We start from the raw sequence: 14,889 nt of genomic DNA on the forward strand, positions 1-14,889 counted from the left end.
CGATCATGACTTCTCCGCTCGCTACGCTGCATGACCTATGGCGCATCGCCGGCTTGCCCGACGATGCGCTTTCCTTCATCGACCTCTCCGGTCGCGATCCCGTTTTTCCTACGACCTTCGCCGTCGGCACGGCCGCGCAGGCGACCGTCGGCGCGGCGGCGCTCGCCGCGTGCGAGCTTGGCGCGGCACGCGGCGTCGAGCGGCAGCGCGTGGCGGTCGACATGACGCATGCTGCTGTCGAATGCACTGGAGCGTTCACCGTCGACGGCAAGGAGCCGGAGACGTGGGGACGCTTTTCCGGCCTCTATCGCTGCGCCGATGGCTACGTGCGCATTCACGCGAACTTCGAACATCATCAGGATGGCGCCCTGCGTCTGCTCGGGCTCGACCCGCGCACGGCCACGCGTGAGGATGCCGGGCGCGCGTTGCTTGCATGGCGCGGCGCCGAGTTCGAGAACGCGGCGGCGGAGCGCGGTCTCGTCGTCACGATGTTGCGCACCTTCGACGAATGGGATACGACGCCGCAGGCGCGGGCCATCGCCGCGCAGCCGTTGATGACCCTCACGCGCATCGGCGATGCGCCGCCGCTCGCGTTGCCGGCGCTGTCTTCGCAAGCGCGCCCGCTCGACGGGCTGCGCGTGCTCGATTTCACGCGCATTCTCGCCGGCCCGGTCGGCGGGCGGGCGCTCGCCGCGTTCGGCGCGGATGTCATGCTCGTGAACGGGCCGCATCTGCCGAATATCCCCGCGATCGCGGATACCAGCCGGGGCAAACGCTCGGCGCTGCTCGATCTGCGGACGGCGAACGATCGCGACACGCTCTGGCAGTTGATCGACGACGCGCATGTGTTCGCGCAGGGGTATCGGCCGGGCGGGATTGCTTCGCTGGGATTCGGGCCGGAAGCGCTGGCGGCGCGCAGGCCGGGCATCGTGTACACGTCGCTGAGCGCGTACGGCACCGAAGGACCGTGGGCCGAACGGCGCGGTTTCGATTCGCTCGTGCAGACCGCGATGGGCTTCAATGCAGCCGAAGGCGAAGCGGCAGGCGACGGCAAACCCCGCGCGCTGCCGATGCAGATGCTCGATATGGCGAGCGGTTTCCTGATGGCGTTCGGCGCGGCGGCGGCGCTATGGAGGCAGCAGCGCGAAGGCGGAAGCTGGCACGTGCAGGTTTCGCTTGCGCAGACGGGGCATTGGCTGCGAGGACTGGGACGCGTCGAAGGCGGGTTGAAGAGCGCGAAGCCGGATCTCGCGCCTTATGTCGAGCGTTATGAATCGGGCTTCGGAGAGTTGATGGCGGTGCGGCCGAGTGCGCAGTTCGGCCGGACGCCGGCGGGTTATGCGCGGGATGCGGCGCCGCCGGGATCATCGGCGGCGCGGTGGTAGATGGTGCAGGCGGACGATGCTGTTGTTACGAGTTACCGCATCGTTCGCCCGCTCCGGCCATCTGCTCGGGCTTTACCGACGGAGTCCGCAATCTCAGATAAACCGCCGAAGTGACGTAGAAGATGAACAGCAATAGGTCTAGCGTCAGCATCACATAAGCCATGACGCGAATCGTCGCGCTCGCCAGACTGGAACCCATCGATCGTTCCAGATAGTCCACGAAAAGAAGCGAACCCAGTCCTACAGCGATCATGATCATGAACATGATCAACCCGGCGAAGAGCATGCCCGCGAACGGCGCAAGTCCAACATGTACGGGCACTGATTGCGCCGCCGGTCGAGCGACTTCCTCCTCGGCAACCTGATGCGTCCGGGAAATAGTCATCGGCATTTCGCACGCCGCCGCGTTCACCGTCCGGTGCCAAGGGAGCAACGACAGGAAAGGTATCAACAACGCCCCCAATCCTTCCTGGTAGGCGACTCCTCCATGTGTCATTCCTGATGAACGTTCCATAAGTGGCCCTATTTTTTAAGCTGACGCGCGGTCTTGACGATCAGTATCGCGAGATCCAGAAGCAGCAAAAAGATTTCACCGGTTTTGAGCACGCAATATACGGCGGCGTCCCCGACCAGCGCAATAAGCTCGCGAAGCGTTGGAGCAAAAACCAGTGTACGCCAAGCGACACCGTCGATTAACCCAAAATGCACGAGAACGTGGGTAAAACCGTGCAAAATCAGTGCGCCGAAAGCGATCAGGGCAAATTCCGCGCTGCCTATGACGGTATGCACGAACGCATGCCAGATGTCGCTGAATTGCATCAGTACGTTAGGCCTCCGACCGGGCGGTGCCGACCGCTTGGCGGGAGCTTCGCGATCGCCATGTTGCTCATCGGATAGATTCTTCTGATCTTTGGACGCGTCGGACGCTTTCTTCAGTGCTGCGGCGTCTTTCGGCTGCGTCGCTCCGCCCTTCGGTCCGGACAAGTCGTCTGACATGCGTGGTCCACCCGGAATACTGGTACGGAGCATTGTAGACGCAGCGTTCATTGAACCATCGGAATTTCATTCTCGCTGTAATCGACCGCCTCGCGTGCAAAGCAAGGCGGCAACATATCCTCGATGCGCCTGCTACACCGCGCTCGCCCGGCGCGCGAGCGCCAGATAACCGCCGAGACCCAGCATGACGACGCCCGACGTCCGCGTGAGCAACCTCGCGCGCGCGGCGCGCGCCGCACTCGATTTGAGCAGACGGGACGCGGCGAGCACGGCGACTGCATCGACCAGCGTATTCAACGTGACGCAGATGCACCCGAGCAGCGCCAGTTGCGGCGCGAGCGGTTGACCCGCTGAAACGAATTGCGGAAGAAACGCCAGAAAGAACAGCGCCGTCTTGATATTGAGCGCTTCGACCAGAATCCCTTCGCGAAAAGCGCGTCGCGCACCGTGCGACGCAACCGGCGCGACCCCGGGCGCTTCGTGCTTGCGCAGCAGAAGCCGAATGCCCAGATAGATCAGGTATGCGGCCCCGATGTACTTCACGACGCCGAAGAGCATCGCCGAGCGCGCAATCAGCAGGGAAAGACCGAGCGCCGCCGCGACGACGTGGACCAGCCCGCCTAGCGCCGTGCCGAGACAGGACGCCATGCCTTCGGAGCGGCCACCGGCGACCGTGCGAGCCACGACGTAGGCCATGCCCGGGCCGGGCGTGACGGCAAGCACGATGGCCGCGATCAGGAATGCGATGAAGGACATGATCATTCCGCGCGCGACATCGCTTCGCCCAGTTCCTGATTTCCGCGCGATTTCAGCGTATCGGCGGCATTGAGGCGATCGCGCGCCTCCTTGTTCTGGCTCAGCTTCGATTTACCCACCAGCGAAGTCACCGCGATCTCGATGCCGACGATATTGCGCAACATCCCGTCGATGAACTCGCGCTCCGAATCGCCCATCTTCCACGGACGCGGCTCGTTCGCCTCGTGCCGCCGCGTCAGGCGCGCGACCAGTCCGCGCACGAACTGCTCGTCGTCGCGCACGGTGAGCACGCCGTGCGCATGCACCACTTCGTAATTCCACGTCGGCACCTGCCGATGCGTCTCGTGCTTGCTCGGATACCAGTTCGGCGAGATATAACCTTCGGCTCCGCGAAAGATCACCATGACCGGCGTGCCGGTCGGGCAGCGCTGCCATACGTCGTTCGCGCGCGCCACGTGCGCCGTGAGCAGGCCGTGCTTGCCCTGCGCCGGGTCGAATTCGAACGGAATGTGATTGGCGTCCAGACCGGATTCGCCGTGCGTCACGAGCACGCCCAAAGCATGCGCGCTGATGATCCGATGGAGTTCTTCGGGGCGAGTCTCGGCGAAGTGCGGCGGGATATACATCGTGATTTTCTCGACAGAAGGCAGCGAAGGTCCGTCAATATTGCGCGAAACAGGCACAATGAGAAGATCCAGTTTCGATCGATTTTCATGGTCCAGTCACATCCTTCGTCGCCTGCCGCCGCCGGCACGGGACGCCGCATCTACGACTTGCTGCGCGCGCAGATCGCCGACGGCACGCTGCCCACCGGCGCGCCGATGCCGTCCACGCGCGCCCTGGCGGCGGACCTCGGCGTGTCGCGCACGACGGTCACGGCGGCCTACGAACAGCTCGCGGCCGAAGGTTTTCTGGTCACGGCGGCGGGCCGCGTCGCGCGCGTCGCCACGCCGCCGATGACGCTCGCCACGCCCAATCCCGCCCGCGCGACGCGCAGCGCGCCCGTGCTGTCAGGCTACGGCCGGCGCGTCGCGAATCTGCCGATGCCGGTTCTGCCTCAACCGAAGCGCAACGGTATCGACTTCCTGTACGGCGCGGTGTCCGCGCGCGACTTTCCGTCGTTGATCTGGAAGCGCGCGTATCAGGCCGAACTGCTGCATCAGCCCGACAACCTGTATTACGCCGCGCCGGAAGGCGACGCCTCGCTGCGGCGCGCGCTGCTGGCTTATCTGGGCCGGGCGCGCGGGCTCGTCTGCGACAGCGAACAGATCGTCGTGGTGAACGGCACGCAGCAGGCGCTCGATCTGTGCGCGCGCGTCTTGCTCGATCCCGGCGATGCCTTCGCGTTCGAGGACCCCGGTTATCTGATCGCGCGCCATTGTTTCGAGGCGGCGGGCGGGATGCCGCTCGCCGTGCCCGTCGACGAACACGGTCTCGACACGCGCCGCCTGCCCGCCGATGGCCGCGCGCGGCTCGCCTATGTCACGCCGTCGCATCAGTTTCCGCTGGGCGGCGTGCTGCCCATCGGGCGGCGGCTCGAATTGCTCGAATGGGCAGAGCGGCACGACGCGTGGATCATCGAGGACGACTACGACGGCGAGTTCCGCTACGGCCAGCGCCCGATCGACGCGTTGCAGTCCATCGATTCGAATGGCCGCGTGATTTATATCGGCACGTTTTCGAAGGCGCTCTCGCCGCATCTTCGGCTGGGCTACATGATTCTGCCGCACGATCTCGTGCCGGCGTTCCGTCAGGCCAAAAGACTGAGCGACCGACATTCGGCGATTCTCGATCAGCGCGTGCTCGCCTCGCTGATCGAAAGCGGCGCTTACGAACGCCATGTGCGGCGCGTGCGGCGCGAATACGAACGGCGTCGCGCGGCCTTGCTCGACGCCATCGCGCAGCTTCTGCCGGCGAGCGCCGAAGTGACCGGAACGGCGGCCGGCCTGCATGTCACGCTATGGCTGCCGATGCTCGATTCGAACGATGAAACCGCGCTCGTGGCCGCCGCGAATGCGCAGGGCGTGGGCGTCTATCCGGTGTCGCCGCTGTACGGCCCGCAGACAGGCGTCGTGCGCACGCGTCCGGCCGGTCTGATTCTCGGCTACGCCAGCGTGCCGGTCGAACGGATCCGCGCCGGCATACAGACGCTCGCCGGCGTGATCGCGCAATTGAGACCTTGAGCGCTTGGTATTCCCGTCGCGCGCGTTCTATTCTGAATGTCGTTGTTCAACGAAAACAAGACGATGGGAACAAGAACATGCGCGCGAGAATCCTGGCTGTCCCGTTGTTGATCGCTTCCAGCCTTCTCGCCGCGAGCTGCGGCGGCGGATCGTCGGATGACCCGATTGATCAGGTGATGAAAAAGCCGCGCTACACCAGCGCGAATTCCCAATGGTCGATGGTCGTGATGGACGCGACCACGGGCGAAACGCTCATCGCACTGCGACCGGACGCGCTCTCGTTCACCGGCTCCGTGCGCAAGCTCTATTCGGTCGGAAGCGCGCTCAACACCATCGGCGCGGACCATCGTTTCGAAACGCCGGTGTATCGCAACGGCACGCTCGACGCTTCGGGCAAGCTCACGGGCGATCTGATCCTGAAGGCGTCCGGCGATCTGACCTTCGGCGGTCGCCAGAAGCCCGATGGCACCATCGACTTCACCGACTTCGATCACAACGAGGCCCGCGCCTTCGACGGCGCGATCCTGACGCCGGAAGATCCGCTCACTGCCGTGAACCAGCTCGCGCAACAGGTCAGGGCGGCGGGCATCACGTCGGTCAGTGGCGATGTCATCGTCGACGACAGGCTCTTCGATGCGTTTCGCGTGCCCAACGGCAACGTGCTGATCTCGCCGATTCTCATCAACGAGAACGTGATCGACGTGACGCTCGCGCCCACGGGCATCGGCCAGCCCGGCGCGCTCGACTGGCGGCCGCGCACCAGCGCGATGACCATGCAGGGCACGACGCTCACGACGGCGGCGAACAGCGAGGCGGATATCGTCACCTCGGGCGATGCGCTCGACGCAGGCCCGCTCAGTTGTCTTGCCACGCCGGGCTGTCACGGCACGATCTCCGGCGCGGCGAGCCTTGCCAGCGCCGCTAAGATTCCGCTCGGCTATACGTCGCCGCTCGTGGGCAACGCGTTGTACGTCAGCAATCTGCGTGTCGAAGATCCGCCCTCGTTCGCGCGCACCGCCTTCATCGACGCATTGACGCGCGCGGGTGTGACCGTGTCCGCGCCCGCCGTCCAGCCCAATGACCGCGGCAGGCTGCCATCGTCGCAAAGCTATTCGGGCGCGACGCAGGTCGCGAACTTCACGTCCCTGCCGTATTCGGAAATCGCCAAGCTGATACTCAAGGTGAGCCTCAATACCGGCGCGAATCTGAGCCTCATGTATCACGGTCTCACGCAAGGCGCGCATACCGTCGACGCTGCGCTCGTCGCGGAGCGGCACTATCTGACGGGCACGCTCGGCATCGACGGCGCGGGCTTCGACTTTCCGACCAACGGCAGCGGCTCGCCCGACAGCCGCGCGAGCGCGCGCACGACCGCGAACCTGCTGACCGTGATGAGCCGCCTGCCGATCTATCCGGTGTATCGCGAAGCGTTGTCGATTCTCGGCGTCGACGGCTCGCTCGCGGCGATCGGCAAGGACGTGGTGGGCAAGGAGCATATCCGCGTGAAAAGCGGCGCGACCGTGACCAACGGTCAGATGGTCGCGATGAACATGGCGGGATATATGGACGCGAAAAGCGGCAGGCGGCTCGCCTATGCGGTCTTCGTCAACAACGCCGGGCCGGTGCAGGCGCTCACCGATACGCTCGAAGTCTTCGATGACGAAGCGACGATACTGGGCATCGTGTACGCGCGTTATTGAACCCGCGTCACTGCGGCGGTACCGGAATCATCCACGGGAACACATACGCCTGCAGCATCGCGATCACGCCGATCACCGCCGCGCCCGCGATCGAATGAAAGAACACGGTCCGGAAGATCGGCCCAAGCGCGAACGCGCGCTCCTTCGGATCGTCGTAGCACGCAGCACACGCGACCATGATCGATTGCGCATCGATCATCTTGCCCATCACGCCGCCCGTCGAGTTGGTCGCGACGATCAGGATCGGATTGAGGTTGAGCTGTTGCGCGGTGATGCGCTGCAGGCTGCCGAAGAGCGCGTTCGACGCCGTGTCCGAACCTGTCAGGAACACCCCGAGCCAACCCAGAAACGCCGCGAAGAACGGATAGAACACGCCCGCGCCCGTGAAGGCGAGTCCGAGCACCGCATCGGTGCCCGAGTAGCGCGTGAGGAAACCGAGGCCCAGCACCTGAGCGATCACCAGCACGGGAATCTTCATGCGGCGCATGGTCTGCATGAACGCGTCCCTCCATTGCACGACGGACAGCCGCAGCACGAAACCCGACAGCATCGCCGCGACGAACACGCCAGTGCCCGCCGCCGACAGCCAGTTGATCGTGAAGCGGGCCGCTTCCGCTTTGGCGTCGACGGGCGCGACCGGTGGCATCCGATGCACGAGGTTGTGCAGCGCGGGCATGTCCCAGACGGGCAAGGACAGCGTGCCCTTGAACGGCGAGCCGAGGAGCGTCGTCGAGAACGTGACGCCGGCGAACAGGCTGTTGAGGAACTTCTTGAATTCGGGCACGCCCCAGAGCGCGCAACACGCGATCAGAATCACCCACGGCATCCACGCATACACGGTTTCGCCGACGGAATATTTGTACTTCCACTCCGACTTGTCGGTCGCGACGGCGGCCGCGGTCTTGCCCTGCCGCGCGAGCGCCTCACGCTCGGACCTGAGCAGAAAGCGCGTCTTCGGATGCCAGACGAAACGCAGAAACAGCGCCGTGCAGATCACCGAGAACACGCCCGACACCACGTCGGTCATCAGATGAAGCGCGTGGCTTCCGGACGCATAGAACTGCATGAGCGCGAACGATGCGCCCGCGCAGAGCATCGCCGGCCATACTTCGAAGACTTCCTTCCACGACCCGCCCTCCATCTTCACGAAGGTCGCGACGAGCCAGAACGGCACGAGCAGCGATACGAACGGCAACTGGTGCCCGGCCATCGCGGAGAGCGTGAGCTGGTCGAGCTCGCTCACGGCGGCCAGCGTGACGATCGGCGTGCCGATCGCGCCCCACGCGACCGGTGCCGTATTCGCGAGCAGGTTGAGCACGGCGGACTGGAACGGCCGGAAGCCGAGCCCGACCATCACCGCGCCCGCGATCGCCACGGGCGTGCCGAAGCCCGACGTGCCTTCGATGATCGCGCCGAACGAAAACGCGATCAGCACGCATTGCAGCCGGCGGTCGAACGAGATATGGACGATCGACTCCTTGACGATCTCGAACTTGCCGGTGACGACGCTCATCGTGTAAAGGAACATCGCGGCCAGCACGATCCAGATGATGCCGAGAAAGCCCGACAGCGAGCCGAGCGCGAACGCCGACACCGCCGAGGCCACCGGCATCCGGAACACGAGACAGGAGACGATGAACGCGGCGATCACGCCGAACAACGCCGCATAAGGCGCCGAAATGCCGAGATGCACGTTGCCCTGCGAATCGCGATGGCGATGCAGCGCGATGAAATAGAGCAGCGTCAGAATGGGGATTGCCGCGACGATCGTCGAAAGGAATGCGTTGCCCAATGGGTTGTAGGTCTGCTGGTACATGTCGTTTCCTTTTCAATCTCAGGATTCGAACGCGGCCCGCAATCCGGACGACACTTCACGCCGCCGGGAAGGGCGAGCACCCGGGCAACAGCTTGTTCCTTACAGATTTACTACCGATCCTTTGAGGTATAGCGGGGAGAAGGGTCGAATGCAAGTTTTGCGGCGGCCTCGCGAAAGGTCAGGCCACAGTCACCGGCACGCGGCGCGCGAGCGCGCACATCAGCTCGTAGCCGATGGTGCCGGACGGCTCGGCCACTTCATCGACCCTGACGTGCTCGCCCCACAGTTCCACCGCTGAACCGATGCTCGCCGCCGGGCACGGCGTGAGATCGACGGTGAGCATGTCCATCGACACACGCCCGACGACGCGCGTGCGCACGCCGTCGACCATCACGGGCGTGCCGGTCGGCGCGTGGCGCGGATAGCCGTCGGCGTAACCGCAGGCGACCACGCCGATTTTCATCGCGCGATCGGCCGTGAACGTGCGGCCATAGCCGATGGTCTCGCCCGCGTCGAGCGTCTGCACGCCGATGATGCGGCTTTCGAGCGTCATCGCGGCGCGCAGCGGGATGCCTTCGAGATGCCGCGCGCAGCCCGTCGGCGACGCGCCGTAGAGGATCGTGCCGGGCCGCACCCAGTCGCGATGCGCGCGCGGATGCCACAGCACCGCCGCCGAATTCGACAGCGAGCGCGTGCCGGGCAGATTGCGCGTGGCGGTGTCGAATTCGTCGATCTGCCAGTCGATCGCGCCGTCGTCCGCGTTGGCGAAGTGGCTCATCAGGCCGATCGAGCCAATCGCCTCGATATCCGACGCGCGCCTGTACGCGTCTTCGAACGCGCCGGGTCGATAGCCGAGCCGGTTCATGCCCGAGTTCATCTTCAGTTGAATGTCGATGCGCTCGCGCGGCCGCGCCGCTTTCAGCAACGCGAGCTGGTCGTTGCAATGAACCGTGACGGTGAGGCGGTGACGGTCCGCCGTCTCCACGTCGGCAGGCTCGAAAATGCCTTCGAGCAGGAGAATCGGCTTGGTCCAGCCGAGTTCGCGTACGCGCACGGCTTCGTCGAGATCGAGCAGCGCGATGCCGTCGGCGTCGGCGAGCGCCGGATAGATGCGCTCGATGCCGTGACCGTACGCATTCGCCTTGATCACGGACCAGACGCGCGAGGACGGCGCCGTGCGTTTGACGAGCTGAAGGTTCTGACGAATGGCGTCGAGATGGATGCGCGCGGAAATCGGACGTGGCATGACGTGCTGGATTCAGGGTTGAAGGCAGTGGAATGATGGATCGTATCGACCAAAAGGCAGTTGTTGTTATTTTATTTACGCCGATTTTTGGGCGAAACGCCTATCCATTCCAAAGCCTTCACGGCGCGCAGGCTCAGCTCAGATAGCCGAGATGCTCGGCGAGAATGACGCTGCCGACGCCGATCAGGATCAGCCCGCCGACGATCTCCGCCCGCTTGCCGATGGTCGCGCCGACCACTCGCCCGACCATCACGCCGATCGTCACCATCAGCATGGTCGCGAAGCCGATGGTCGCGGCGGTCGAGAAGATATCGACATCGATGAACGCGAGGCCCGCGCCGACCGCCATCGCATCGATGCTGGTCGCGAAGCCGGTGAGCGCGAGCACCCAGAACGAATGCGAGTTGGGCTTTTCGTCTTCGTGAACCGCGCTGCCGAAGCCTTCGCGGATCATGCGCGCGCCGAGCAGACCCAGCAGGCCGAACGCGATCCAGTGATCCCAGGCCGTCACGTACTGCGCGGCCGCCTTGCCGAGCGCCCAGCCGACGAGCGGCGTCAGCGCTTCGATCACGCCGAAGATCACGCCGGTCTTCAGCGCTTCCGTGATGCGGGGTTTGTGCAGCGTCGCGCCCTTGCCGACAGCGGCAGCGAAGGCATCGGTGGACATGGCGAAAGCCAGAAAGATGGTGGAAGCGAGATTCATCGGGTAGCGCTCTGGTCGGGCAAGACGGAACGACAGAACGCGCGCCCGACCGGTCGCGAATTCCGTCGATGGTCTTGCCAACCTGTGATGGCTGCTCATGCCACGGTCCGAACGACCGAGCGTGTTGACATGAGCGCTTTCCCGGGCGGGAAAGCCGGCTACTCCCCAGCGAAGAAGTGAGAGATTAACACGGCTTGGCGACCGTTCCTGCGTTTGCGCGACCGCTTGGGGTACAGTGGGTGCGCAATGCCGCCGTTCTCACCTCATGCAGACCGCACCGTGTAGGAGGCACCATGCAGCCAGCCCACCTGACTCAATCGGCCGCACGCGAAGCGGTCGAACGTCTCTATCGCGCGTTTTCCAGCAAGGATGTCGCGCTCCTGCGGCAAGCCGTCACGTCCGACTGGCAATACATCCCCGAGCCGCCCGGACAGACGCACGGCCCCGATCAGATGATCCCGATCTTCGAAGACCTCGCGACCGCGCTGCCCGACATGCGCATCGAGATTCTCGACATGCTGACGCAGGACGACCGCGTCGGCATTCGCGCCGAAGTGAGCGGCACGCAATCGGGCCCGCTGATGGGCATCGCCGCGACGAAGAAGCCGATTCGCTTCGCCATTCACTCGTTTCACGAAATTCGCGACGGCCGCGTGTCGAAAACCTGGCATCTCGAAGACTGGCTGAGCGTGTTCCGTCAACTCGACGCCGTCCCGCCGAAGATGAATCCGCCGGTCTAGGCGCGGCGCAATCCGGGCCGCGCGCCCATCGGCGCATTCAGACGCAGGACGTGCTCCACACACAATCCGACGAGCGTCGCGTCGAGCCGCTCCAGTTCGCGAGCGGCCTCGCGCAAGGCGGGCGCATCGGTGCCGAAGGAATCGAAGAACAGCAATTCACGCTGACGCGCCGCCTCGCGCGCCGCCTGCACGGCCGCGCTCAACTCACGCATACGCGCAAATCCCGCCGCGCGCGCCTTTTTCTCCAGCAAGCCGACGAGCACCTCGAACGCGCGCGGCTCATTGCGCGTGGACCGTGCTCGGGCATCGTCGAATAACGAGAGAAAGCGCAGCACGCTGCCCTGCAGCCGACGATGCGCATCCACGAGATCGCGCAACGATTCGGCGCGCTCATGATCCTGCGCCGCCTTCACCGTGGTGATGGTCGCGCCGTAGCCGCGCTCGTTGATGTCGATGGATGGTGTAAGCATGATGCCGGGCAAATCGGTTCGCTATATATTCATGAATATAACGCATCCGGTTTCCCGCGCGCTAGGCGGTTCGTTGTTTCGCGCGCGCAGACTGGCCGTTTCCGAAAAAGAAAATTGTTGCAGCGCGTCGTCTGTGCTAACCTAGGGTTATTACCTAGTTAGTTACCCCTAGTACGGAGCCCGCCATGGGAATCATCGCTGCCACGCCGATCGCCCTCGTTTCCTTCATCGCCGCCAAGCTGCGCACCGCCGCGCGCGACGCCCTCAAGACGCGCGCGAAGGTCAGCGCGCTGATGGCCGAAGCCTATCGCCGCGCGTAAGGTCAAAGCCTCATTGCAACGTATAGGCGATCACGTAATCGCCTGCCTTCGTGCCGAGCGAGCCATGCCCGCCCGCCGTCACGAGCAGATACTGCTTGCCGCTCGCATCGGCATAGCTCATCGGTGTGGACTGGCCGCCTGCCGGCAGCCGCGCCTCCCAGAGCTTCCTGCCGTCGCGCACGTCGTACGCGCGTACGTACTGATCGAGCGTGCCCGTCAGAAATGCCACGCCGCCCGCCGTCACGATGGTGCCGCCCAGACTCGGCACGCCGAGCGGCATCGGAATGGGCAGCGGCGCGCTATCGACGATCGTGCCGTTCTTGTGCATCCACGCGATCTTGTTGGTGCGCAGATCGACGCCCGCCATAAAGCCCCACGGCGGCGCCTGGCACGGAATGCCCAGCGGCGAGAGAAATGCGCTGATTTCATAGGCATACGGCGTGCCGCGCGCCTGCTTAATGCCGCTCGTCTCGCTCGTGCTGGTCGCGCCTTCCTGTAGCTTTTCGCGCGGAATCAGCTTCGACGTGAACGCCATGTAATCCGGATTCGCGATCAGAATCTGCCGCACCGGATCGACGGAAATCCCGCCCCAGTCGAACACGCCGAAGTTGCCGGGAAATACCAGCGTGCCCTGCTCGGACGGCGGCGTGAACGGTCCGTCGTAGCGCAGGCTCCTGAACTTGATGCGGCACCAGAGCTGATCGAACGGCGTCGTGCCCCACATGTCCGCTTCCGTCACGCGGGGCGGATTGAAATTGAGCGCGGAGACGGCTTGCGTCGGCGCGGTGTGGTCGCCCTTCGCCGCGCCTTGCGGCACCGGCACCTCGGTGACCGGCACGATCGGCTGCCCGGTTTCACGGTTCAGCACGTAGATGCTGCCCTGTTTCGTCGATGCGATCACCGCCGGCTGCATGCCCTGCGCCGTCTGCAAATCGACGAGCGTCGGCTGCCCGCCGACATCCATGTCCCACAGATCGTGATGCGTGAACTGGCGGTTCCAGCGCAGCTTGCCCGTCGCGGCATCGAGCGCGACGAGGCCCGCCGCGAACTTTTCCGCCTGCGGCGTGCGCTCGCCGCCCCACTGATCGGGCGTCTGATTGCCCATCGGCAGATAGATCATGCCGCGCTTTTCATCGACGCTGAACATCGACCACATGTTCGGCGAATTGCGCACATAGGTGCCGCCCGGCGCGATCGGCTCGGTGGCGTCCGGGTTGCCCGGGTCCCAGTTCCAGACGAGATGGCCGTCGTTGACGTCGAACGCGCGGATCACGCCCGAAGGCTCGTTGTTCGATTCGTTGTCGGTGACATGGCCGCCGACGATCACCAGATTGCGAAACACCGCCGGCGGTGATGTCGAGTAATAGCCGCCCGGCGTGAACGGGCCGATGTTCGCGCGCAGATCGATCGCGCCGTTCTTGCCGAAGCTCGCGCACGGCTTGCCGGTTTCCGCATCGAGCGCGATCAGGCGGGCGTCGGCGGTCGGAAGGAACAGGCGGCGCGGACATTCGGCGAGCGCCGTCGTTTGCGCCGGCGTCTGCACGGGCGCGGCGGGCTCGGAAGCCGCCTGCGGTTCGGAAGCCGCAACCGCTTCACTCGCCTCGGCGGGCGCGGACGCGGCCACCGCCTCCGATGCCACCGCGGCAGGCATGGCATGCACGGCGGCATCGTAATAAGCGACGCCCCGGCAGGTCATGTGCTCCCAATGCTTGAACCCGATCGGGCTCTGAATCTGCGGATCGAAGCGCCATTTTTCCTTGCCGCTCGCCGCATCGAGCGCAATCACCTTGCTGTGCGGCGTGCAGAGGAAAATCGTGTCGCCGACCTTGAGCGGCGTGTTTTCGTCGGTGGTCTCGGTGGGATCGCCGGGGCCGGGCATGTCGCCGGTGCGATACGTCCACGCGACTTTCAACTGATGCGCGTTCTCCGGCGTGATCTGCGCAAGCGGCGCATAGCGCTGCGCCAGCGGCGATCCGCCATAGTCGATCCAGTCGCCAGGCTGACGTCCGGTCGCGGCGTTGGAATCGGCCTGATTCGCATCGGCGGCCACGTTCACGTCGATACGGCCGTGCCGGTCATGCGGATCGTGGAAATACGTGCCGGCGCCGAGCAGCAGCGCAAGCACGATCGCCGCCGCGAGCGGCGTACGCGCGGCGCGCGCGGTGGAAGGCGGACCGAACAGCGCGCCGCGATGCACGAACGGAATCAGCAGCCAGAGCGCGAGCAGCACCCAGATCCACAAGCGCGGCATCAATTGCCAGAAATCGAAGCGCACTTCGAAGACAGCCCAGATGGTCGATCCGAACAGCACGAGCGCGAACAGCAGGAGCGCGGAGCGCCGCCGGATCAGCAGCAAAAGCCCCGTCAGAACGATGGCCGCGCCCGCGATCGCGTAGTACCACGATCCTTTCACCGTCACGAGATACGCGCCGCCCGCCGCCAGCAGCGCGCCGAGCACGATGAACACGATGGCCGTAAAGAACGTGAGCGGATGAAGTCTTCCGTTGCCAGCCATGCTGAAACCCTCCGTGACGATGAATGGCGGAACACGGCCGCGGGCGGTCGTGGTTCGGG

At 64.9% G+C, this 14,889-nt stretch carries 14 protein-coding genes and 1 riboswitch; of the genes, 5 read left to right on the forward strand and 9 right to left on the reverse strand.

Features of this window, described 5'->3' with window-relative positions:
• The first annotated feature begins 5 nt into the window (after window positions 1-5).
• Window positions 6-1,385, forward strand: a complete 1,380-nt coding sequence (locus AWB80_RS25195; RefSeq protein WP_061177382.1) for a CoA transferase — start codon at window positions 6-8, stop codon at window positions 1,383-1,385.
• Between the two features lie 25 nt (window positions 1,386-1,410).
• Here the strand turns inward: AWB80_RS25195 and AWB80_RS25200 are convergent, their stop codons facing one another.
• From AWB80_RS25200 to AWB80_RS25215, 4 genes are all read right to left on the reverse strand, one after another.
• Window positions 1,411-1,899 (reverse strand): hypothetical protein, encoded by a 489-nt coding sequence (locus tag AWB80_RS25200; RefSeq protein WP_143328138.1) that lies wholly within the window; start codon window positions 1,897-1,899, stop codon window positions 1,411-1,413.
• An 8-nt stretch (window positions 1,900-1,907) separates the two neighbouring features.
• Complete coding sequence (locus AWB80_RS25205) at window positions 1,908-2,381, reverse strand: hypothetical protein (RefSeq protein WP_061177384.1); 474 nt, start codon at window positions 2,379-2,381, stop codon at window positions 1,908-1,910.
• A gap of 132 nt (window positions 2,382-2,513) precedes the next feature.
• Window positions 2,514-3,137 (reverse strand): LysE family translocator, encoded by a 624-nt coding sequence (locus tag AWB80_RS25210; protein ID WP_087131597.1) that lies wholly within the window; start codon window positions 3,135-3,137, stop codon window positions 2,514-2,516.
• Between the two features lie 2 nt (window positions 3,138-3,139).
• A complete protein-coding gene (locus tag AWB80_RS25215; RefSeq protein ID WP_061177385.1) occupies window positions 3,140-3,763 on the reverse strand; it encodes an FMN-binding negative transcriptional regulator in 624 nt (207 codons plus the stop codon).
• An 87-nt stretch (window positions 3,764-3,850) separates the two neighbouring features.
• On the opposite strand from AWB80_RS25215, the gene pdxR reads away from it, so the two are divergent.
• A complete protein-coding gene (pdxR, locus tag AWB80_RS25220) occupies window positions 3,851-5,320 on the forward strand; it encodes a MocR-like pyridoxine biosynthesis transcription factor PdxR (protein ID WP_061177386.1) in 1,470 nt (489 codons plus the stop codon).
• Between the two features lie 77 nt (window positions 5,321-5,397).
• The gene (locus tag AWB80_RS25225; RefSeq protein WP_061177387.1) at window positions 5,398-7,020 is read left to right on the forward strand and encodes a D-alanyl-D-alanine carboxypeptidase/D-alanyl-D-alanine-endopeptidase; all 1,623 of its coding nucleotides are present in this window, start codon (window positions 5,398-5,400) and stop codon (window positions 7,018-7,020) included.
• A 7-nt stretch (window positions 7,021-7,027) separates the two neighbouring features.
• Here AWB80_RS25225 and AWB80_RS25230 read toward each other — a convergent pair whose 3' ends face one another.
• From AWB80_RS25230 to mntP, 3 genes are all read right to left on the reverse strand, one after another.
• Window positions 7,028-8,836, reverse strand: coding sequence for an L-lactate permease (locus tag AWB80_RS25230; protein WP_061177388.1), 1,809 nt, complete (start codon window positions 8,834-8,836; stop codon window positions 7,028-7,030).
• A 178-nt stretch (window positions 8,837-9,014) separates the two neighbouring features.
• Window positions 9,015-10,082: an alanine racemase gene (gene alr / locus AWB80_RS25235; protein WP_061177389.1), complete on the reverse strand. Its 1,068-nt coding sequence runs from the start codon at window positions 10,080-10,082 to the stop codon at window positions 9,015-9,017.
• 133 nt (window positions 10,083-10,215) lie between these two features.
• A complete protein-coding gene (mntP, locus tag AWB80_RS25240) occupies window positions 10,216-10,785 on the reverse strand; it encodes a manganese efflux pump MntP (RefSeq protein ID WP_061177390.1) in 570 nt (189 codons plus the stop codon).
• Window positions 10,786-10,793: 8 nt separating this feature from the next.
• Window positions 10,794-10,964, reverse strand: a riboswitch (yybP-ykoY riboswitch).
• Between the two features lie 114 nt (window positions 10,965-11,078).
• Here mntP and AWB80_RS25245 point away from each other — a divergent pair.
• On the forward strand, window positions 11,079-11,525 hold the full coding sequence (locus AWB80_RS25245; RefSeq protein WP_061177391.1) for an ester cyclase: 447 nt from the start codon (window positions 11,079-11,081) through the stop codon (window positions 11,523-11,525).
• Here the strand turns inward: AWB80_RS25245 and AWB80_RS25250 are convergent.
• Complete coding sequence (locus tag AWB80_RS25250; protein WP_061177451.1) at window positions 11,522-11,995, reverse strand: hypothetical protein; 474 nt, start codon at window positions 11,993-11,995, stop codon at window positions 11,522-11,524. The two genes, AWB80_RS25245 and AWB80_RS25250, sit on opposite strands and share 4 nt — an antisense overlap.
• A 185-nt stretch (window positions 11,996-12,180) precedes the next feature.
• Here AWB80_RS25250 and AWB80_RS45350 point away from each other — a divergent pair, with 185 nt between their 5' ends.
• A complete protein-coding gene (locus AWB80_RS45350; RefSeq protein WP_279628671.1) occupies window positions 12,181-12,315 on the forward strand; it encodes a hypothetical protein in 135 nt (44 codons plus the stop codon).
• A 10-nt stretch (window positions 12,316-12,325) separates the two neighbouring features.
• On the opposite strand, the gene AWB80_RS25255 is transcribed toward AWB80_RS45350, so the two are convergent.
• A complete protein-coding gene (locus AWB80_RS25255; RefSeq protein ID WP_061177392.1) occupies window positions 12,326-14,830 on the reverse strand; it encodes a glucose/quinate/shikimate family membrane-bound PQQ-dependent dehydrogenase in 2,505 nt (834 codons plus the stop codon).
• Window positions 14,831-14,889: the final 59 nt, after the last annotated feature.

Origin of the sequence: Caballeronia pedi (assembly GCF_001544915.2) — a bacterium.
Classification (GTDB): Bacteria; Pseudomonadota; Gammaproteobacteria; order Burkholderiales; family Burkholderiaceae; genus Caballeronia; species Caballeronia pedi.